Annotated in this window: 23 protein-coding genes; 6 read left to right on the top strand and 17 right to left on the bottom strand. The window is 33.5% G+C overall.

Annotated elements, in window-relative coordinates; all coding sequences use genetic code 11:
- Positions 1–113: 113 nt before the first annotated feature.
- Positions 114–386: an HU family DNA-binding protein gene (locus DT250_RS13195; protein ID WP_001043902.1), complete on the top strand. Its 273-nt coding sequence runs from the start codon at positions 114–116 to the stop codon at positions 384–386.
- Between the two features lie 20 nt (positions 387–406).
- Here DT250_RS13195 and DT250_RS13190 read toward each other — a convergent pair whose 3' ends face one another.
- The 11 genes from DT250_RS13190 to DT250_RS13140 form a co-directional block, all read right to left on the bottom strand.
- A complete protein-coding gene (locus DT250_RS13190; RefSeq protein WP_088609493.1) occupies positions 407–886 on the bottom strand; it encodes a GNAT family N-acetyltransferase in 480 nt (159 codons plus the stop codon).
- A 161-nt stretch (positions 887–1047) separates the two neighbouring features.
- Positions 1048–3468, bottom strand: a complete 2421-nt coding sequence (locus DT250_RS13185; RefSeq protein ID WP_149213104.1) for a heavy metal translocating P-type ATPase — start codon at positions 3466–3468, stop codon at positions 1048–1050.
- Positions 3469–3563: 95 nt separating this feature from the next.
- Positions 3564–3770, bottom strand: coding sequence for a copper chaperone CopZ (copZ, locus tag DT250_RS13180; RefSeq protein WP_002014669.1), 207 nt, complete (start codon positions 3768–3770; stop codon positions 3564–3566).
- A gap of 202 nt (positions 3771–3972) precedes the next feature.
- Positions 3973–4275: a metal-sensing transcriptional repressor gene (locus DT250_RS13175; RefSeq protein ID WP_000349636.1), complete on the bottom strand. Its 303-nt coding sequence runs from the start codon at positions 4273–4275 to the stop codon at positions 3973–3975.
- Between the two features lie 293 nt (positions 4276–4568).
- A complete protein-coding gene (locus tag DT250_RS13170) occupies positions 4569–4796 on the bottom strand; it encodes a hypothetical protein (protein WP_000849106.1) in 228 nt (75 codons plus the stop codon).
- Between the two features lie 276 nt (positions 4797–5072).
- Positions 5073–5891: an alpha/beta hydrolase gene (locus tag DT250_RS13165; RefSeq protein ID WP_097908465.1), complete on the bottom strand. Its 819-nt coding sequence runs from the start codon at positions 5889–5891 to the stop codon at positions 5073–5075.
- 17 nt (positions 5892–5908) lie between these two features.
- Positions 5909–6730 (bottom strand): ABC transporter ATP-binding protein, encoded by an 822-nt coding sequence (locus DT250_RS13160; RefSeq protein ID WP_046956533.1) that lies wholly within the window; start codon positions 6728–6730, stop codon positions 5909–5911.
- Between the two features lie 14 nt (positions 6731–6744).
- Positions 6745–7767, bottom strand: coding sequence for a FecCD family ABC transporter permease (locus tag DT250_RS13155; RefSeq protein WP_087984997.1), 1023 nt, complete (start codon positions 7765–7767; stop codon positions 6745–6747).
- The gene (locus tag DT250_RS13150) at positions 7760–8767 is read right to left on the bottom strand and encodes a FecCD family ABC transporter permease (protein ID WP_088122939.1); all 1008 of its coding nucleotides are present in this window, start codon (positions 8765–8767) and stop codon (positions 7760–7762) included. The genes DT250_RS13155 and DT250_RS13150 overlap by 8 nt, the downstream gene beginning before the upstream one ends.
- Positions 8768–8794: 27 nt before the next feature.
- On the bottom strand, positions 8795–9760 hold the full coding sequence (locus tag DT250_RS13145; protein ID WP_060487502.1) for an iron-hydroxamate ABC transporter substrate-binding protein: 966 nt from the start codon (positions 9758–9760) through the stop codon (positions 8795–8797).
- Positions 9761–10058: 298 nt separating this feature from the next.
- On the bottom strand, positions 10059–10817 hold the full coding sequence (locus DT250_RS13140) for an exodeoxyribonuclease III (protein ID WP_097908467.1): 759 nt from the start codon (positions 10815–10817) through the stop codon (positions 10059–10061).
- A gap of 154 nt (positions 10818–10971) precedes the next feature.
- On the opposite strand from DT250_RS13140, the gene DT250_RS13135 reads away from it, so the two are divergent.
- Genes DT250_RS13135 through DT250_RS13125 form a run of 3 tightly spaced genes read left to right on the top strand, consistent with a single transcriptional unit; the run spans position 10972 to position 12987 of the window.
- On the top strand, positions 10972–11544 hold the full coding sequence (locus DT250_RS13135) for a bifunctional transcriptional activator/DNA repair enzyme AdaA (protein WP_149213103.1): 573 nt from the start codon (positions 10972–10974) through the stop codon (positions 11542–11544).
- A gap of 4 nt (positions 11545–11548) precedes the next feature.
- On the top strand, positions 11549–12079 hold the full coding sequence (locus tag DT250_RS13130; RefSeq protein ID WP_149213102.1) for a methylated-DNA--[protein]-cysteine S-methyltransferase: 531 nt from the start codon (positions 11549–11551) through the stop codon (positions 12077–12079).
- Positions 12076–12987 (top strand): DNA-3-methyladenine glycosylase family protein, encoded by a 912-nt coding sequence (locus DT250_RS13125; RefSeq protein ID WP_087985002.1) that lies wholly within the window; start codon positions 12076–12078, stop codon positions 12985–12987. The genes DT250_RS13130 and DT250_RS13125 overlap by 4 nt, the downstream gene beginning before the upstream one ends.
- Positions 12988–13023: 36 nt before the next feature.
- Here the strand turns inward: DT250_RS13125 and pepT are convergent, their stop codons facing one another.
- Positions 13024–14256 carry a peptidase T gene (gene pepT / locus DT250_RS13120; protein WP_097889694.1) on the bottom strand — a complete coding sequence of 411 codons (1233 nt, stop codon included), beginning with the start codon at positions 14254–14256 and terminating at the stop codon, positions 13024–13026.
- 193 nt (positions 14257–14449) lie between these two features.
- Here pepT and DT250_RS13115 point away from each other — a divergent pair, with 193 nt between their 5' ends.
- On the top strand, positions 14450–15088 hold the full coding sequence (locus tag DT250_RS13115; RefSeq protein WP_097889693.1) for a YczE/YyaS/YitT family protein: 639 nt from the start codon (positions 14450–14452) through the stop codon (positions 15086–15088).
- Between the two features lie 91 nt (positions 15089–15179).
- On the opposite strand, the gene DT250_RS13110 is transcribed toward DT250_RS13115, so the two are convergent.
- The 3 genes from DT250_RS13110 to DT250_RS13100 form a co-directional block, all read right to left on the bottom strand.
- Positions 15180–15497: a hypothetical protein gene (locus DT250_RS13110; RefSeq protein ID WP_060487508.1), complete on the bottom strand. Its 318-nt coding sequence runs from the start codon at positions 15495–15497 to the stop codon at positions 15180–15182.
- 317 nt (positions 15498–15814) lie between these two features.
- Positions 15815–16390 (bottom strand): histidine phosphatase family protein, encoded by a 576-nt coding sequence (locus DT250_RS13105; RefSeq protein ID WP_088064256.1) that lies wholly within the window; start codon positions 16388–16390, stop codon positions 15815–15817.
- Positions 16391–16420: 30 nt separating this feature from the next.
- Entirely contained in the window at positions 16421–17236 is an 816-nt protein-coding gene (locus DT250_RS13100) for an alpha/beta fold hydrolase (protein ID WP_106101741.1), read from the bottom strand.
- 439 nt (positions 17237–17675) lie between these two features.
- Here DT250_RS13100 and DT250_RS13095 point away from each other — a divergent pair, with 439 nt between their 5' ends.
- Positions 17676–20396: a sensor domain-containing phosphodiesterase gene (locus tag DT250_RS13095; RefSeq protein WP_137014260.1), complete on the top strand. Its 2721-nt coding sequence runs from the start codon at positions 17676–17678 to the stop codon at positions 20394–20396.
- Between the two features lie 96 nt (positions 20397–20492).
- On the opposite strand, the gene DT250_RS13090 is transcribed toward DT250_RS13095, so the two are convergent.
- Together DT250_RS13090 and DT250_RS13085 are read right to left on the bottom strand one after the other, a co-directional pair.
- Positions 20493–21560 carry an undecaprenyldiphospho-muramoylpentapeptide beta-N-acetylglucosaminyltransferase gene (locus tag DT250_RS13090; RefSeq protein WP_087985008.1) on the bottom strand — a complete coding sequence of 356 codons (1068 nt, stop codon included), beginning with the start codon at positions 21558–21560 and terminating at the stop codon, positions 20493–20495.
- Between the two features lie 48 nt (positions 21561–21608).
- Positions 21609–21929 carry a DUF6572 domain-containing protein gene (locus tag DT250_RS13085; RefSeq protein ID WP_060487512.1) on the bottom strand — a complete coding sequence of 107 codons (321 nt, stop codon included), beginning with the start codon at positions 21927–21929 and terminating at the stop codon, positions 21609–21611.
- Positions 21930–21953 lie beyond the last annotated feature (24 nt).

Raw genomic sequence — 21953 nt, 5'->3', positions numbered from 1 at the left:
AATATTACAAATTTCATTTTTTTTACGAATATATGTGCGTACACTTGTTCTCGAATGTTTTATACGTTATAATAACAACTTAAATAGCATTATTTACATATGAGGTGAAAAACATGAACAAAACAGAATTAATTAAAAACGTAGCACAAAATGCTGAGATTTCTCAAAAAGAAGCTACTGTAGTTTTACAAACTGTAGTAGAATCAATCACTAACACTTTAGCTGCTGGTGAAAAAGTACAACTTATCGGATTCGGTACATTCGAAGTACGCGAAAGAGCTGCTCGTACAGGCCGTAACCCACAAACTGGTGAAGAAATGCAAATCGCAGCTTCTAAAGTACCTGCTTTCAAAGCTGGTAAAGAACTAAAAGAAGCTGTAAAATAATGAAAAAATAGCCTTCTCGTTTATGAGAGGGCTATTTTTTTCATTACATAATTAGTAAAAATCTGACCATTATGCTGTTTCTTTTGTTCCTTTATGCAAATAAAACCTTTACTTTCAAAGAAAGGTTTTGCTGTAATACTCGCTTCTGTATATATATCCCCATGCCCCAAGTTTACTGCTTCTTTTTCTAACTTCTGTAGTATGTATGAAGCTATCCTTTTCCCTTGATAATCTTTATGTGTAAATAAACGATCTACGTAATGATCATCATTATAATCGCCAAATCCCACTATCACACTGTTATGATCCGCTACATAACTAATATTCTTCTCTAAAGAATTTAACCAATTTTCTCTATCTAGTCGCTCTGGTGCCCATGCCTGTAGCTGTAATACATTATAATCTTTTGCATTAATTGTATGAACTGTTTCATAGAACAACTGTAATACTTGTTCTAAATCCTCTTTATGGAATGTTCTAATGATCATATCTTTTAACATATATGAACCTCCTTACTAAACTATCATTTAACTTTTCTACCATCTAGTATTCAATATTTCTGCTTTATTATATCTTTTTTCTTTCTATATAAACAAAAAACAATACTTATTTCAAAGTATTGTTTTTCGTTTAAAAGCATATGCAATTACTCTCTAGATTTTTATTTTTTTAATTTCACTCTTTGCAGTCGTAATGCATTTAATACAACGGATACAGAACTAAATGCCATAGCCGCTCCTGCAACCCAAGGTGCTAAGAAACCGAACGCCGCAATCGGGATTCCTAATCCGTTATAAGCTAGTGCCCAGAATAAATTTTGCTTAATATTTCTTATCGTCATCTTACTCATAAAGATTGCATCAGCAATACTATTTAAATCCCCACGGATTAACGTAATATCTGCCGCTTCCATCGCTACATCCGTTCCTGTTCCAATTGCCATACCGATATCCGCCGTAGCAAGAGCAGGAGCATCATTTATTCCATCTCCAACCATTGCTACTTTCTTACCTTGTGCTTGGAGTTTTTTCACTTCTTCTGCTTTTCCTTCTGGTAATACTTCTGCAATTACGTGATCAATACCAACTTGCTTAGCGATCGCCTGAGCAGTTTGTGTGTTATCTCCTGTAATCATAACAACGTCTAGACCCATTTTCTTAAGTCTTGCGATAGCTGCTTTTGAAGTATCTTTTACAGTATCTGCAACGGCCACTATACCAGCATATTCTTTATTGATCGCAATAAGCATTGCTGTTTTTCCTTCTCGTTCTAGCTCTTCCATCGATTTAGCAACTTCTTCAATATCAATATCGAATTTCTTCATTAATCGACGTGTACCAATTAATAATTGTTTCCCTTCTACAACTGATTCGATACCGAATCCTGGAATCGCTTCAAACGTTTCTGAACTTGGGATATCAATTTTCTTTTCTTTAATTCCTTCTACAATCGCTTCTGCAAGTGGATGTTCAGAATTTTTTTCTGCCGCAGCGACTAAACGTAGTATTTCTTCTTCATGGAATCCATCTACTACAATTACATCTGTTAAAACAGGCTTTCCGTTTGTCACAGTACCTGTTTTATCTAGAATAACTGTATCTAATCGGTGCGTTGCTTCTAAATGCTCTCCACCTTTAAATAAAATACCATACTCAGCTGATCTTCCTGATCCAGCCATAATAGATGTAGGTGTCGCAAGACCTAATGCACATGGACAAGCGATAACAAGTACGGCTATCATTTTCTCAAGTGCTCCGCCAAAATCACCAGGTGTAACAAATAGCATCCACACTGCAAATGTGATAATAGCAATCACAACTACAACGGGTACGAAAATACCTGAAATTTGATCAGCTACTCTTTGAATAGGAGCTTTTGACCCTTGCGCCTCTTCTACTACTTTAATAATTTGAGCTAATGCAGTATCTCTTCCTACCTTAGTTGCTTTCACTTTTAAAAATCCATTTTTATTCATTGTAGAACCGATTACTACATCCCCAATTGTTTTATCAACTGGAATACTCTCACCTGTTAACATCGATTCATCTATTGCTGACTTTCCTTCTACAATTTCTCCATCTACCGGGATTTTTTCACCAGGTTTTACATAAACGATATCACCAGCTACTACTTCTTCGATTAAAATTTTCATTTCTGTTCCGTCTCGTAGAACAGTAGCGGTTTTCGCCTGTAATCCCATTAATTTTTTAATTGCTTCTGACGAGCGTCCCTTTGCCTTTGCTTCAAATAATTTACCTAAAATAATTAATGTAATAAGTACTGCACTCGTTTCAAAATACAAGTCTGTCATATGTTCCGAAGAACCAATCGACCTAATACTTAAATACACACTGTAAAAATACGCTGCCGACGTTCCAAGTGCCACGAGAACATCCATATTGGCACTTTTATTTCGTAACGCTTTATAAGCTCCAACATAAAACTGCCCACCAATGATAAACTGAACTGGAGTTGCAAGAACTAGCTGCACCCAAGGGTTCATAAGCATATCAGGTAAATAAATAAACGATGTAAATGAGAAATGACTTACCATTGCCCACAGTAACGGGAATGATAAAATAAATGAAATGATAAATTTCTTCTTTTGTCGCTCAATTTCTTGTAAGCGATGATCAGTTGATCCATCTTGCTCATCTGATTTCACTTCCAATTTATATCCTAATTTCGTAATTGCACTCTTCATTTCATTTACATTAATTTCATCAGGGTTAAAATCTACTGTAGCTGATTCCAAAGCGAAATTTACTGTCGCTCCGTTCACACCTTCTAACTTATTTAAACGCTTTTCTACTCTATTCGCACATGCTGCGCATGTCATCCCTGAAACAGTAAACTCAGCTTTATCACTTACAATTCCATATCCTAACGATTCAACTTTTTCCTTAAACTGTTGCGGATTTGTTTTTTGGGGATCATACATTATTTTTGTTTTTTCAAGTGCAAAATTTACATTTGCATCATGAACACCTTCTACTTTTTTCAGACCTTTTTCAATTCTATTCGCACATGCCGCACATGTCATTCCTGATATTTGAAGATTAGCCTCTTTCTGTTCATTCATGTCTCTCACCTCTATATACCCTCATAAGGTATAATTATTAACAAAATAAATCGTACTTCCTATAAAGTACGATTTATTTCCATATCTAAAAATAATTATTGAACATCGTATCCTTGATCTTCAATTACAGCTACGATATCTTTTAGTGTTACAGCAGACGAGTCGATAGTAACTTCAACAGTTCCTTCTGCTAATTGAACCTTCACTTGTTCAACACCGTTTAGTTCTTTCACACTGCTTTCAATAGAATTTACACAATGTCCACAAGACATACCTTCAACTTTTAATGTTAACTGTTCCATTTAAAATCCTCCTCTTGTTTCTTCATTGTTTGTTAATCACAATTACATCTTACCATACCCCCCTAAGGTAATCAATGGTTTTGTATCATGATTTTTCAATTATTTTCTAAAAGTTTATTTTACATACACTTTTTCACATCAATACCCCGAAATCTTATATGAAGGTAAACAAAAAACAAGCCAGTTACATACTAGCTTGTTTTTACGCTTTTGAAAAACGTTCAAATACAGTCATTAATTCTTCAATTGCTTCGTCACCATTGCCATCTTTAATAGCACCTGAAACACAATGACTTGTATGGTTTTTTAATACACCCATTCCTACTTTTTTCATCGCTGCATTAATCGCTGAAATTTGCACTAAAATATCCACGCAATAACGATCATTTTCAATCATATTTTGAATACCGCGGACCTGTCCTTCAATTCTCTTTAATCTATTTATAATCTGCTCTTTTTCTTTTTCTGATCTATGTGTTACCGCTTCATGCTCTTTATGATCCATAATTATCACCTTCTTAAAGTTTCTCTTCATCCAATAAAACAATTGCTTTTACGAGTATACCAATTATAGCATTAATTATCTACGTATGATACCCCATATGAGTATATTTCCGCTCTATGCTTATTCTTAACAACTTATTAGCTTCTCAGACTCAATTATTATGATACCCTTGCCTTTTTTTCAAAAAACAATAATAAGCAGGGATTATCCATCCCCGCTTATTATTCATCCACAAATATAAAAGTCTCAATTTTCACACGTGTAAATTGAGACTTTTTTCTTCCTATATATAATTATTGCTGATCACATACTTTTGTATCATTCACTACTGAAGTTCCTTCAACGGTTACCGTATGAAAACAATCATTTACACGAACTGTCACGACATTATCTTGCCGATCAATAACGTGATATTCATTAAAATTTTTATTCAGAGCACTGCGAATTTGTTCTCCTTCATAAATTGGAATGCCATGTGATAAAACCCAAATAAGCCCAGCGATAGCAAGAATAGTTTTCATACGATCTACCTCCTTGAGAATATAGTGAACTTTTAATCCATGCTGTTTCAGCTCTTCTAATCATGAATGGAATGAATCAAGCCTTTTTGGAAATAAGTTCATTTCGTCTATTTTATGTTTATGCTAATTGTGACCGAATTGTGACAACTTTTTGTCTCTTTAGACGAAAAGTTGAAACAAAACGTTCAAAAAAGACAATTCTACTTGCACAAACAAAAGGCTATGGAAAATTTACCATAGCCTTTTGTTTGCATTTTATTAGATATTCATTTCAATTTATACGTAACTAATAAACCTTAACCCTTTACTTAAAGAAGTCGGCACAACAGATGCGTGATTCTCCCCTTCAGCTTCATAAAACGTAAATCGAAACTGATCGTGTTCTACTCGGAGAAGGCGCTCTGATAATTCATTTGCCCCTATAACCATATGCTCCCGTTCTAGTGACCCAACTGTAAGGAACACTCCCGTTTGAAACTTGGCACTGTTTAATTCATTTATAAGATTCGCTTCTTTTTCAAGCACAGATTGATTATTCCACCAGATTGATGGACTACTAATAAAATAATTTTGAAAGGCATTTACGTTTGTAAATAATATATGTAAAGCAAATAAGCCACCTAACGAATGCCCAAATAATGTTTGCTTTCCTTTATCAATCTTATAATTATTTTCAATTTGAGGTTTCAGTTCTTCTTCCATAAAAGTAAAGAAGTTATGTGCTCCTCCTGTTTTAGGCCACGGTTTGCCATCTGGTTTTAAAGGCGCATCTTTTGAAATTACACTTGGCGTAAAATCATAACATCTTTCTTCTCCTGAAAATGCCTCTTCAATTGGATAACCAATACCTATTATAATGGCTGGTGAAACACCTGTTTTTTCCGCTCTAACTGATTGTATTTTAACCGCTTCATGGAATGTTTGAAAAAAGGCATTGCCATCTAATACGTATATAACAGGATATCCTGACTCTGGTGCTGGCCGCCTCGGCTTTGAAATATGAATTTGATATTCCTTACAGTCTAATTTTGAATACAGTTTCCACTGTTCTGTATTAGATGTAATAATCTGCTGTTTTTCAATAGTAGTATTCATCTTATATTCCCTCCTTCTTAACTCGTTACATATATCTCTACTTTCTCTTCTTGAAGTGCAACGCTATCGTATCCAAAACAAACAGGAGACCCATTATACGGATCAATCATGACACGCGCATCAATATGAAATACTTCTTTTAACACTTCATTTGTAATGATTTCTTCTGGGCTACCAGTTGTAACGATTTCCCCTTCCTTCATCGCAATAATTTCATCTGAAAACCTTGCTGCATGGTTAATATCATGTAGTACCATAACAACCGTACAATTATGTTCTTTATTTAACTTCTCCACAATTTGTAATACATCTAATTGATGAGACATATCGAGATATGTAGTTGGTTCATCTAGTAGTAACACTTCTGTCTCTTGTGCTAAAGCCATCGCTAGCCATACCTTTTGTCTTTGACCGCCTGATAAATTTGCAATTTGTCTCGTTCGAAATTCAGAAGTTTTCGTTATATCTAATGCCCAATCAATCATCTCTTTATCTTTTGAAGTTAACTTATTTACATTATTTCGATGTGGATAGCGTCCATAGGAAATTAATTCTTCCACTTTAAGTTCTCCTGGTGCAATTGGAGTTTGCGGGAGTAAAGCTAACTGCTTCGCAATTTCTTTTGTTGGAATCGTATTTAAATCCTGTCCTTGCAAATATACTTTACCGCTCTTTTGCTTTAAAATTCTTCCCATTGTTTTTAACAGTGTTGATTTCCCGCACCCGTTTGGCCCTATAATTGTCGTTACTTTTCCTTCTTGTATTTCCACATTTAAATCGCGAAACACTGTAAGCTTTTCATAACTCGTTTCTAAATTTTTTGCACTTAAAATACTCACTTTTATTCCTCCTCTTACGCTTTCGCCTTATAAAGTAAATATAAGAAATACGGTACACCGACAATAGAAATAACGATTCCAACAGGTAACTCTACAGGGGTGAAAACTGTTTTTGCAATAAAGTCTGAAGCTATTACAAGGAACATTCCGATTACTCCGCACGTAGGAATGATATGCTTATGCTGAATACCGACAAGCCTTTTTGCTATATGCGGTGCCATTAATCCAATGAAACCAATACTTCCTGAAACTGCAACACATGCACTTACAAGTCCGATACTACTTAATAGTAAAATAGATTTCTCTCTTTCTACTGAAACACCTAAACTTGTAATACTCGTTTCTTCCAATTGAAATAAATCTAATAAATAAGCTTTCTTTTGTATAAGCGGAATTAATATGATAAGCCACGGCAACATAGCAATAATATACTTCCAGTTTGCACTATATATACTTCCTGACACCCAAACTGCAGCCATCTCGAAATCAGTTGACTTCATTTTGAGTGATAAGTACATAGAAAATGCTCCAAATCCTGACCCAATCGCAATCCCTGTTAATAAAAGACGTTGGGAGTCTAGCTTACCGTTTTTCCATGAAAACAGATAAATGATGATAGCTGCACCTAATCCGCCGACTAAACCAAACATTGGCATCATCATAATAGACATCCAGTCTGTGCTCTTTAATTGCCCTTGAAAGAAAAACATAAAAATAACGATTGCTGTGCCGGCCCCAGCATTCACTCCTAAAATTCCCGGGTCTGCCAATCCATTTCTCGTAATCCCTTGAATAACAGCACCTGCAACGCCTAGGCCTAATCCTACTAGCCCAGCAATTACGATACGAGGAAGACGAAACTCAAAAATAACTAAATCATGGTCTGGTACTGGATCTATTCTAAAGAGTGTTTTAAATACATCTGTAATCGTAATATCAAACGTACCATTCGTTAAACTAATATAAATAGCACATAGTATTAAAAATACACTAATCCCCATCGTCATTCCGAAACGTTGACTTGAACTTTTAAGCATGTCTCTCTCCTCCTCTTGTACGAATTAAATAAAGGAAGAAAGGAATTCCAATTAAGGAGGTAACGACCCCAATAGGTGTTTCAAATGGATAGTTTACAAATCTACTTAAAACATCACATAACGCTAAGAAAACTCCACCAATAACGCCTGCACATGGCAAAATCCACTTATAATCTACCCCAATTATAAAGCGAGTAATGTGCGGAATAATTAAACCTACAAAACCAACTTTTCCTACTAAAGCAACTGCTGTTCCTGTTAAAAAGATAACTGATAAAATTGCCATCGCTTTAACTAGTTTTGTACGCTGCCCTAGATTAATAGAAACTTCTTCTCCTAAAGAAAGAATGGTAATAGATTTTGATATTAACAACGCTAAAATTATTCCGATTATCCCAAACGGTATCGTGATTTTAATGATATTAGGATCCACTTGGTCTAACTTTGCATTAAACCAAAAACTAACATTTTGAGAGATTTGGAAATATGATGCCATCGCGGCCGATACACTACTTAAAAATGTTCCAATAACTGTTCCGATAATCGCTAACCTAACTGGTGATAAGCCATTTTGAAGGAGCGAGCCAAAACCAAACACGATACCGGCTCCTAGTGCAGAACCAATCATTGAACATAAAACCATACCAATTGATGACATTCCCGGAAGAAAAATCATACAAAGTGTAATAACAAAGGCTGCCCCATCCGTCACACCCATAATAGAAGGGGATGCAAGATAGTTTCTTGTCATCCCCTGCATAAGTGCTCCTGATATGGCTAGAAATGCTCCAACTAAAAGAGCTGCAACTACCCTTGGTAAACGTGAAGTAATAATAATATTATGATTTACATCGCTTGAATCAAAATGAAATAATGCGTTCCACACTATTTCAGCATCAATACTCTTCGCCCCATACAAAATAGAAAATATAACTGTAAATAAGATGAGTATGGGTGCTATACATAATATAGTCACTGGTACTGCATTTGTTTTCTGCATATCATTCAACGCACCTTACTTATTGTATTATTTAGATAAATTTTTCACTGCTTCTTTTAAGAATGCTGTTTTACTCCAAGCAGTACCACCTTGTGCCATTGGGTCTACAACGTTTACAAATACTTTCTTTTCCTTCGCAGCATTCATACTTTGCCAAATTGGATTACTTTCAATTTCTTCTAGCACTTTCGGATTTTTATTTTCAGTTGTCTCATATTGTAAGAAAATATAATCCGGATTAAGTTCAGCAAGTTTTTCAAATGAAATTTTCTCTTGTGCTTTTACAGTTTTCAATTGTTCTGGAGCAGTTAATCCAAGATCTTTATAAATGACAGGGTTGAAGTATACTCCTTCTGGATATAGGAATAATTCGTTTGCTCTTAGTCTAATGACAAGTACTTTTTTGTCTTTTAACTTATCTCCTAGTTTTGCTTTTGCCTTTTCAGCGTCTGAATTGTAATCTTTAATAATTTTTTCTGCTTTATCTTTTTTACCAGTTAATTCTCCCATTAACTTTAAGTTATCTTCCCAATTTGTTGAAACGTGTGATACCGGGAATGTAGGAGCTACTTTCGTAAACTTTTCAGCTGTTTCTGCTGGGAATTTCGTACTTGATGTAATAACGTCTGGCTTTAATTGTAGTAATGTTTCAAAATTTGGTTGCATTTTCTCGCCAACAGATTTCGCACCCTCTAAATCTTTCTCAAGATACTTCGGTAATTTACCACCAACAGTAATGGCACCTACTGGCTTAATACCAAGTACCGCTGCATCTTCCATTGACTCTAAACTAGCTGTCGCAATTTTATCTACTTTTGCTGGTACTGTATATTCTTTACCTAAATATGTAATTTTTCTTTTTTCGTCTTTTTTCGTTTCCGTAGCTTTTGTCTGTTGCTTTTGTTCTCCTGAAGTTTTATCCGTACTATTGCATGCTGCTAGTCCTACACTTAAAACTGTAACCATCCCTAAAGTAAATAACTTCTTGTTCATCTTTATATAACTCCTCTCGAATTCTCAAACTATATTCTCAATAAAATTTAACTATATGAAACTTGTCTCACATATATATTTCATTAGATTAATAATTCTATCCAGAACTCATTCTCGTTCACTTCCCCTAAACTATAATTCTTTTACACCTCATCTATTGATAACACTTTTCATTGATAATGATTATCGTTACTAAGTATATATTTAATATGCAATTATTTCAAGAAAGATTTGAAAAATTTTAACAAACTGAATAAAAAAGAAGTATCCGCCTAATCTTAGGAAGATACTTCTTTTTTTAGAAATTTATATGTAATTCAACTGGGCAATGGTCTGATCCCATCACTTCACTATTAATTTTCGCCTCTGTTATTTTGTCTTTCATTCTTTCCGAAACAACAAAATAATCTAAACGCCATCCAATATTTTTTGCTCTCGCTCCCATACGATACGACCACCACGAATATGCACCTTCCTGATCAGGATACAGATAACGATACGTATCAATAAATCCTTCTTCTAAAATACATGTGAATTTCTCTCGTTCCTCATCAGAGAATCCAGGGTTTTTACGATTACTTTTTGGATTTTTTAAATCGATTTCTTTATGAGCAACGTTTAAATCACCGCAAAAAACAACGGGCTTTTTTTCATCTAATTGCTTAATATAAGCCCTGAAATCATCTTCCCATTTCATTCTGTAATCTAATCGTTCTAATCCTCGTTTTGAGTTTGGTGTATATAACGTTATCATGTAAAAATCTTCGAATTCTAAAGTAATAACTCGTCCTTCTTGATCATGCTCTTCAATTCCTAAACCGTATGTTACAGATAGCGGTTCTTTTTTCGAAAAAATAGCTGTTCCTGAATAACCTTTTTTCACAGCATAATTCCAGTATGTATAATATCCCTCTTGATTCAAATCAATTTGCCCATCTTGTAATTTAATCTCTTGTAAACAAAATATATCAGCATTTGATTCCTCAAGATATTCTAAAAATCCACCTTTTGCGATAACTGCTCGCAAACCATTTACATTCCACGAAATTAACTTCACCTATAGTCCTCCTCTTGATGTTCACTTTCAAATTTCATGCTATCACAAAATAGAAAAACAATCATATTTTCACCTTTGTAATCTTGCTCTTACATTTGTGAATACATACATACGCACTTTATTCAGGTTATACTAATTTCAGAGGTGATGTTCTTTGCACAATGAAGGGATTACGTTAACAAATGAGCATTGGCAAGCAATTATTCATAATGATTCTTCCTATGATAGTAAATTCTTTTATGCTGTGAAATCAACCGGAATCTTTTGCCGACCGTCATGCAAATCAAGAATACCGAATAGAAACAATGTACGAATTTTTCATCATGCAGAGCAAGCATTAAGCGAAAAATTCCGCCCTTGCAAACGTTGTAAACCAAATGGGCTCACTTTACCTAATGAAGAGTGGGTAGAACAAATTAAAGATTATATCAAAAAGCACTTTGACGAATTATTAACTCTCAACATACTTGCTGAAATATGTCATGGTAGCCCATTTCATTTGCAACGCACTTTCAAAAAAGTAACAGGAATAAGTCCAATAGAATATATACAGCAGTTTAGGATTGTTAAAGCGGCAGAACACCTTTTACACACAAATCAATCCATTAAAGAAATTAGTACTGCTGTCGGGATAAAAAACCCAGAGTATTTCGCAACTTTATTTAAAAAGAAAACCGGATTCACTCCTACTGAATATCGAAAAAAGAACGAAATGAAAGAAGGATAAAATAATGAATTCCTCCAAAAATAAATTTATATATTGGACGCTACTTACACATGAAAATTGGCAGTTTCATATTGCTGCAACTGAAAATGGACTATGCTTCATTGGATCACAAGATGAAAAATTTGAAGAACTAAATATATGGGCTAGAAAGAAATTGCCACAACATATATTGGCATGTAATCCAGATTACCTACAATCATATACGAAAGAAGTTATCGAGTATTTAGAAAGGAAACGAGAAACTTTTACATTCCCTATCGATGCTTACGGAACTGATTTTCAATTATCTGTTTGGAATACGGTACGTGAAATTCCTTATGGGGAGACATATTCTTATTCAGAAATTGCCGAAAGAATGCAAAAACCTACTGCTGTGCGTGCCGTTGCTACTGCTATTGCTGCCAACCCTCTTCTCATTACAATTCCTTGCCATCGTGTTATTGGAAAGAATGGTAAACTAACCGGTTTTAGAGGTGGATTAGAAATGAAGAAAGTGTTGCTTACATTAGAAAAGTCTCCGGTAGAATGCATATGACAGCAAAATATACTAGCACATTAACTTTAGCAGTTCCAACAGAATTTAGTTTCCAAGAAAATTTACGCTATCTATCACGTTCTAACAATGAATGTATGTTCCACATTGAAGATAACAAAATTTATAAAGTTATCCCTGTTCAGGATGTACATCCTTTAGTTGAAATTAGTATGAACTCGGATGATAATATTCAAATACGTTTTTTAGAAGAATCATATACGTCTGAAGAATCGATATGCGAAGCTGTAGCTCACTATGTAAAAGAGTGGTTTGATTTAACTACTGATTTAGCTCCCTTTTATACATTAGCTAAACATGATGTACTCCTTCAAGGACCAATTGAACAATATTATGGGCTTCGTACTTTAGGTATTCCAGACTTATTTGAAGCACTTTCCTGGGGAATTATCGGTCAGCAAATTAATCTCACATATGCTTATACACTAAAAAGAAGATTAGTCGAACACTTTGGAAATTATGTAGAATGGAACGATAGTAAACATTGGATATTCCCTTCTCCTGAAACGATTGCCAATTTACATGTAGAGGATCTCAAAAACTTAAAAATGACGACTAGAAAATGCGAATATGTAATAGGTATTGCAAAGCTTATTACAGAAGGAAAATTATCAAAAGAATCTTTACTGCAAATACAAGATGTGCAACAAGCTGAAAAACAATTAACTGCTATACATGGTATAGGACCGTGGACTGCCAACTATGTTTTAATGCGCTGCTTACGATTTCCTTCCGCTTTTCCCATTGACGATGTTGGCTTGCACAATGCAATTAAATATATAACAGGTTCTGAAAGTAAACCGACTAAACAGGAAATAAAAGATTTTGCGGCAAATTGGACCAACTGGGAGTCTTACGCAACTTTTTATTTGTGGCGAGTATTATACTAAAAAACCAAGTAGCGCATCCGCACTACTTGGTTTTTTTTAAGCTTGTTCTTCGAAGCGTCTTGCGATTTCCACAATAACTTGAACAGCTTTTTCCATCGTATCCACCGAAACATATTCAAATTTACCGTGATAGTTTTCACCACCTGTGAAAATATTCGGCGTTGGTAATCCCATATACGATAATTGTGATCCATCTGTTCCACCACGAATCGGGTGAATGTTTGGTTCGATATTTAAACTTTTCATCGCTTCATATGCAATATCAACAATTTCTCTCACTGGTTCGATTTTTTCAAGCATGTTATAGTATTGATCATTCATTTCTAAAACGACTGCATTTTGTCCATACTTCTCTTGCATTTGCTTCACAATATTTTCAACGTTATGTTTACGCGCCTCAAAATTTTCACGATCAAAATCTCGAATAATATAATACGCTTTACTTTGCTCAACATCACCATTTAATGAAAGTAAATGATAGAATCCTTCATAGCCTTCTGTATATTCTGGTGCCTCTTCTACTGGTAAGTGCCCATTAAACTCCATAGCAAGTTTAGTTGCATTACGCATTTTATTTTTCGCTGTTCCGGGATGTGTATTCGTTCCGTTAAACGTTAACTTAGCACCTGCAGCATTAAAGCTTTCATACTCTAAACCACCTAATGGACCTCCATCCATCGTATAAGCACATGATGCACCAAATGCTTCTACATCGAAATGCGCTGGCCCACGACCAATTTCTTCATCCGGCGTAAATGCTACTCTTATTTTCCCATGTTTAATTTGCGGATTATGTATTAAATAGTTCATTGCAACCATAATTTCAGTTAGACCAGCTTTATCATCTGCTCCTAGAAGTGTCGTACCATCCGTTGTAATAATCGTATGTCCTTTATATGATGGTAATTCTGGAAACTGTTCTGGCGTTAACACAACATTTAGCTCTTCATTTAACGTAATTGCATTGCCATCAAAATTTTCATGAATTTGTGGTTTTACGTTTTTCCCTGTAAAGTCTGTTGCCGTATCTAAATGTGCTAAAAAGCCGATTACTGGAACATCCTTATTCGTATTAGCAGGAAGTGTTGCCATTACATACCCATTATCATCCATTGTTACTTCTGTTAAGCCAATCTCTTTTAACTCTTCCACTAATAACTTACCAAACTCAATTTGTCCAGATGTTGTTGGTACTGTATGACTTTCTTCATTCGATTGTGTATCAATCTTTACATATCTCGTAAATCTTTCAATAAGTTCTTGTTGCAAACTCATTCACTCCCTTTTATGTTTCTCTCTCTATTATAATCCTTAAAACGAAATATTTTAACTTTTTTGACTGCGAATATATATTTCATTTGTATTTTAGCAATTTTAAATAACAACTAAAAAGTCTTAATATTTGTACATTAAAAATCTTACATGTAATATACATAATTATAAAATATAGGAGGTATTAAAGATGAGACTAACTCTCTTTCGCTATTTTCTTTTTTTCTTAGGGTTAATTTTTTTTGGCCTTGGAAATGCTCTTGCAGTCAAAGTGAAATTTCTCGGTTTACATCCTTGGGAAGTTTTAAATATGGCTCTCTACCAAAGATTTGGATGGACCATTGGTACGTGGAGTGTCATATGTGGATTATGTCTCGTTCTCATTTCTTTATTAGTAGATCGAAAATATATAAATGTGGGCACATTTTTAAATGCACTACTTATCGGTCCCATTATGGACTTTTTCTTACAATCAAACATTCTTCCAAACGCTAGTGATTATTTATGGATAAACTTACTCATTTTATTTGCTGGGATTGCAATTACAGGTATTGGGGGAGGGATGTATGTTGCGGCTGGGATTGGTGCTGGCCCTCGAGATGGATTCATGCTTACTATTTCCGACAAAACAGGGCTATCTATTAGCCGTGCTAGAATCATAGTAGAATGTGTTGTACTAGTTATTGGATTTATGCTAGGAGGTCCTGTTTTCATCGTAACTTTTCTTTACACCTTTATTCAAAGTCCGATCTTTCAGCAATCATTTAAGATGTTTCAAACCCTCTTACATACTTTACATAACAAAGAGAAAGTTAATGAACATATTTAAACTACAACTTAATACAAAGTATTCACCCTATTTACGATTCTCACCGCAAATAGGGTGTTTCTTTTTTCATCTCACAATTTCAGAATATATACTACTCATTTACAATAAAAGTATATACATCGTCATAAATACAGCCATTTACTTTAATTACATACTTCCCTGGTTTACTAAAACGAATTGTGTAATTATTTAACTGAATTGCTTCTTTATCTCCAGAAAGAATATCAATACTTCTACCACTCAATACATAAAATTCACTTTGATTCATCGTTACATCAATCGCATTGAAATTTCCTTCTTTCACCTGCTTTGTTTCCGCAGCGCTTACACTTGGTTCTAAAAACAGTAGTCCACTTAATCCAACCGTACCTGCTAAAGCTACTCCCGCAAACTTTTTAATCTTTTTCATCACATTGTCCTCCTTATAAATTTTGTATAAAGGTGATTTTCCCCTTTACACCACAAAGCCTATATGTAATGAAATGAAAAGTAAACGGGGACCGTAAGACAAAATTCTACATCTTTTTTTCCAATTGAATAGAAATCCAACGTTTGGAGTTTTGTCACATTTTAAATTGTTTCCTTAACCCAACTTCCATTTATATTATTCAGAAATTGAATAATTACTTATTGATTTAAGATTCTAAAAATAGTTGATAAAAATGCTTTCTATAAAAAAAGTATATTTTATAAGTACGAATTAAAACACACTCCATATATTCAGTTTCATTCTCCTATCCATAATTTTTTTACATTCAATAATTGTTCATCATTAAATTCCAGCTTATATATGTCAGGCTTTGATGTATGTATTAGAAATTCAAACCCGTATTGCTTATCAAAATAATTCATCATGAGTGTCATTACAAGCCCATGTGTGCCAATTACAATTTTTTGTCCTTGAAAATCCATTAATATTTCCTTTAACACTTTCACTACCCGTCTCTGACAATCCTTATATGACTCTCCTTCTGTTAGTGCAAAATCCGGATCAGAGAACATCTTCTTTACAAGCGGATATACCTCTTTATCTGATATAACTTGATCCCCACTGGAAAACATACACTCTTTAAGGTTTTCATATATTAATATTTCTTTTTCATAGAAATTGGCTGTTTTTTCTATCGTTAACACAGCCCTCTTATATGGACTTGAAATGAAAGTATCGATTCCCTCTGTTTTTAATATGTCTGTTACTCTATGAGCGTCTAAACTTCCCTTTTCAGTTAAACCACGTGTTCTTTCACTCCCTTCTAATTTTGATGATTCACCGTGCCTAACCATATAAATATATGTATTCATACTTCCTCCTTGAAAATATTCATTCGTTTTTTATAAATTTTGTTGTTTTGTTCGTGTAATCCATTCTCCTACTAAACTCTCGAATAGTTCAGGCTGTTCAATTTGCAAATTATGTCCCGCCATATCAAGCACCGCTAATGTTGCTCTTGGATAATCTTCAATAATTTCTATAATATCTCGATAACCTACCGATATATCTTGTCTTCCTGCTAATAAAAGAACGGGTTTCTCATATTTCTTTCGGTGAAACTCCATAGTAAGAGAATATTTTTTTTGCAATCTTTCAATAAATTCATAATTAGCAACATCTAACCCCGGCTTAATTTCTTCTTTAAATCGCTTATATGTATATTCATTTGCTACCACTGCTAACTCGCTAAATTCTTTTCTTTCGGTAGAAGTTAACGTATTTAAAAACTCCTTATCTTGTACAATTATCTGTTTATCCGGTAAACGTCTTTCTTTTTGCAGTGCAACAACCACAGGACATATTAATAATAATCCATTGACTCTCTCAAACATTTTTGAAAGTATCCCTCTAGCTAAATATCCGCCGAAAGACTCTCCTACTAGTAAAAAATCTTTCTTTGGAATGATTTCTTCAATAAATATAGTTAACACTTCTAATATATGATCTGAACTATTTATCCAATCTGGAGCGTTCGACTTTCCCATTCCAGGTAAATCAATATATATTCGTTGATAACCTTCATATTTTTGAAATACTGATTCCATACATTTCATCATTAACCTATGATCCGGCGCACAGCCATGTATAATAATGACTGGTTTACCCTCTCCAACAATTTCATAGTATATTTCCGCATCTTTCATTCGCCATAACATAAAAAGTCCTCCCTATTTAGTGAAAATACTATCCACTCTGTAAGAATACACGTTCTCATTTTATATCCTTTTGTAACATTTTTACAAATGTTAATTTTCAGATTAAAAATGAAAATCTTACTTAAAATAGCCTATAACAATCAAAAAATCAGCTAGAAAGAGGATTCTCATCATTTTATATGCAATTTTGCATCTCCGCTTGCAAATCACTAAAAAACCTTTACAATTCAAAGGATGACTAAATATACAATTTCTATTTAAAATCTTGATGCAATACATACTATCAAACGCAATGTTTTTTTAATTTTAAGAATTATTAAACTCTTCAATACTTTCCTTATAAACAAGATTTTTACAAGGAAATCTGATACAATTTTTAAGTAATATTATTATGTATAGATATTACGAATATAGTGCATAATTAAAGAAGGTGATTTTATTGAAATTAAATAAAAATTTACAACTATGTATATTAATCGGAACATTAATATGCTATTCAATCTATTTTATATTTTTTTATCTGTTCCCTACTCATTTTTCAAATTCGGATGTACGCTTCGCTTCACTTATTGTTGAAGCCATTACATTTGTATCACTAATTTATTCTATATATTCTAAAAAAGTCAGTTCAAATCCGTTTTGGATATGTATCACGATAGCAATTGGGAGTTTTTTATTAGGTAAAATAGTATATACATATCAAGATAGCTTCTTCGAAATTCCAATACATCGTTTTACTATTTCTGATGTATTTTACATGTTTTTTCTACTCTTTTGTCTTATTGCTTTCAGTTATAAAATTTTAAAAGAATGCGATAAATGGGAAAAAACGTTCTTTATTTGTGATATATGTATAGTACTTACTTCCATATTCACATTAGAGTGGTATTTATTTAATCAACCAAATTTAAATATATTCTCTCTTTCACTAGGCGATGTTTTCCTTTCATTTCTATATCCAATTGCAGATTTATTGTTTCTTCTACTAGGCGTTAGTCTCTTTTTCCGTCCGACAATTTTTAATTCTAAACGGAAGATTTATATCTTTATTTTTGTATTGATAAGTTCTGCAACTTTTAACTATATTTATTTTTACTTAAATAACCATTTAGCAACTGAAACGATAACATTATTACGTCTTTTATATAGAATACCTATATTATTTATTGCAATAGCTGGATCTATTTCAGCAGATCGTAATAGCCATAAAAATTATTTCATTGTTAACCCTATAATAGGAAAAAAGGCTTTAGTTGTATTTCCCTATCTTGCTGTTGCAATACTAATCGGGTTTACATTAAAAGAACAAACATCATCCTCAACTCTCATTACAGGAAATTGTATTACTTTTATTTTCGTACTCATTCGTCATTCTATTGTACGTATGCAAAACAATTCCCTAACAAAACGTTTACAGGCATTCAATGCACAACTAGAAGAAAAGGTGACTTTACGGACTTCTGATTTAGTTCATAAATCAGAGGCTCTATCTCAAAAACAACAAAAGTTTAAATCGTTATATGAATATCACCCTGATCCTATTTTTACAATTGATTTACATGGCGTATTCTTAAATGTAAATCAAGCCGGAAGTATACTACTTGGAGCACCAACAGATGAGTTACTCGGTGAAACTTGTTTTTCGATTATTTTAGATGAAGACAAACATAAACTAACATCTGCATTAGAAAAGGTGAAACAACAAGAATCGGCATACTTACAACTAAGTTCTAAATATAAAGATGGTTTTACTTATTTTTTATACGTTACCATCGTCCCTATTATAATAGATGGACAAATTTCAGGAAGTTATATTATGGTAAAAGATATTACCGCACTAAAAAAGCAACAAGAAGAAATAAAGTATTTAGCATTCCATGATACGGTAACGAAAATTGGGAACCGTGCCTTTTTCCATAAGAAATTAAAAAGAGTTATAAAAAATGCTAAAACAACAGACAGTGAGTTCGCATTATTATACTTAGATTTAGATCGCTTTAAAGCAATTAACGATACACTTGGACATTCGGCAGGAGATCACATATTAGAAGAAGTAGCGAAGCGATTCCAATCATGTCTTCCATCACATACTCATCTGTCAAGAATCGGTGGCGATGAATTTACAATCTTAATTGAAAACTATACTGACGAAGATTCCTTATTCGATTTATGCAACCAGTTATTTGAATGCATGGAAAAACCGTTTGTCATACATGAGCATACATTAACTTTATCACTTAGTATCGGCATCGCTATTTATCCACATTCCGGAATCGATACCGCTACACTTTTGAAAAACGCTAATGTTGCAATGTATGATGCAAAGGCAAAAGAGCTTAACTCTGTCTCTATTTATGACGATGTAATCGCTAAAAAAATTGAAAGACGATTACGATTAGAAAAAGATTTACCAAACGCAATACAAAATGAAGAATTGTTCCTTTTGTATCAACCTCAAGTTGATAGTGAATCTAATAAAATTATCGGTGCAGAAGCTCTAATCAGGTGGAATCATCCTGAATTAGGCGTTATTTCTCCATATGAATTTATTCCGATTGCTGAAGAAACACTACAAATTATTCCAATAGGAAAATGGACATTGCAGCAGGCTTGTGAGCAAATGAAACGTTGGCACACACTCGGATATTCTCATTTAAAAATTGGTGTAAACTTATCTGCTAAAGAATTTGAACAAGAAGATTTTGTAAAGTCTATTTCTTCTACATTAGCAACTACAGGCTTACCGGCAAGTTCTCTCGACCTTGAATTAACAGAGCGCATTGCAATGATGGATGAGCGAGAAACATTGATAAAGCTCCGCACACTAAAGGGTTTAGGAGTTCACATTTCAATCGACGACTTTGGTACAGGTTATTCTTCACTAGCGTATTTACCTTTATATCCAATAGATACGTTAAAAATCCCAAGAGAATTTATTACAATGTCTGAAACGTGTGAAGATGGAATGGAAATTATTAAAACAATTATCACATTAGCACATACATTAGAAATGTCTGTCATTGCAGAAGGTGTAGAAACGAAAGAACATGTGAATTTCCTTCAAAAAAATAAATGTCAGTTTATTCAAGGTTACTATTATAGTAAACCTATCCATACTCATGCATTTACTGAGCTATTAGAAATCGGTATTCACCTATAGTATATTGCTAATATGGATAAGTAATAATGAATTTGAACAACTATAGTAAAAAGGAAAGAAGATATCTTCTTTCCTTTTGTTTTTTTATTTAAATTTCTATTCCTTCACCACTTCATTTATTATATCTATTAATTGATGAATCCCCTCATCATTTGTTTTCTTATATCCATTCATGTTTTGAATATATCTCTCCTTATTTGTATACAACTTATTTACTGCATGTATGAATACATTCGTACTTATTCTGTCCTGGATTATAACTTCCGCATATCCTTGCCGAGAAAAATATTCAGCATTTAAAACTTGATCTCCCCTACTAGAACTGTTAGTTAACGGGATAAGCAACATCGGTTTCTTCAAAAATAGCAATTCAGAAATAGCAGTAGAACCTGCTCTAGAAACTACAACACTCGCCATATTTAGTATATGCGGCAACTCGTCCCCTATATACTCAAATTGCATATAACCTTCCATACCAATAGATGAATCCACCTTCCCTTTACCGCACATATGAACAATATTAAAATTTAATAGTAATTTTTCCAAACTTCCCCTTACCATATCATTTATCCATTGAGCACCTTGACTCCCACCCATAATTAACAATACTGGTTTATCTTGCTGAAATTTACAATAGCTTCTTCCCCGCAATACATTGCCCCTCTCAATTTCTTCCCTTACAATTGGTCCTACATAAACCTTCTTCTCATTACTTACATTTTCTCCTGTCTGAGGAAATGTTGTGCATAGTTTTGTAGTAAAAGGTAATGCTATTTTATTTGCTAATCCTAACGTACTATCTGGTTCACGTATTATTACAGGTACTTTATTCATCCACGCTCCTATTACTACAGGAACGGACACAAATCCTCCTGCCGAAAAAACAACATCTGGTTTTATTCGTTTCATCAATTTATAACTTTGTATGCAACCTTTTATTATTTTAAAAGGATCTTTAAAGTTCTCCCAATCCCAATATCTCCTAAGCTTCCCCGTTGAAATACTATTGTATTTCACATTTTGAACTAATAGTTTTTCAATTCCATTTTGAGATCCAATATACTCAATTCCCCATCCTTTTTCCATAAATTTAGGAATCAATACCATATTAATCATTACGTGTCCGGCTGTACCGCCCCCAGTAAAGAGAATCTTTTTATTCATAATTTATATCCACCTTTATCATTAAAAATCTTGTTTTATACTAATCTATTAAATGTAAGTAAACTTACTATTATTTATATAAACATTTAGCTCAAACCCTATATCTTGCAAAAAATCTTTAATAAGATCATAAAAATCATTTCCATACTCACTACATTCATACTGAGCAAAGACTTGAATTACAGGCCTAGTTCCTGTACCTATTACTGGATTTTTCCTATCACCCTTTTTACCTTCTACATAGGCTTGACATTTATTTATCGCCTCATAGATACACAAAACATGCTCTTCCTCATCTTTCCAGTCCAGCGTATCAACAATTAAAAGAAATAGCGTATTTTGATTATCCATTGTTTTATAGCCATTCATATATTTCTTACACCCTTTTCATTT

The sequence above is a fragment of the Bacillus sp. AR2-1 genome (assembly GCF_008368755.1).
GTDB lineage: Bacteria > Bacillota > Bacilli > Bacillales > Bacillaceae_G > Bacillus_A > Bacillus_A wiedmannii.
Note: the sequence above shows the minus strand (reverse complement) of the source record. Positions and strands in the feature narration are given on the sequence as shown.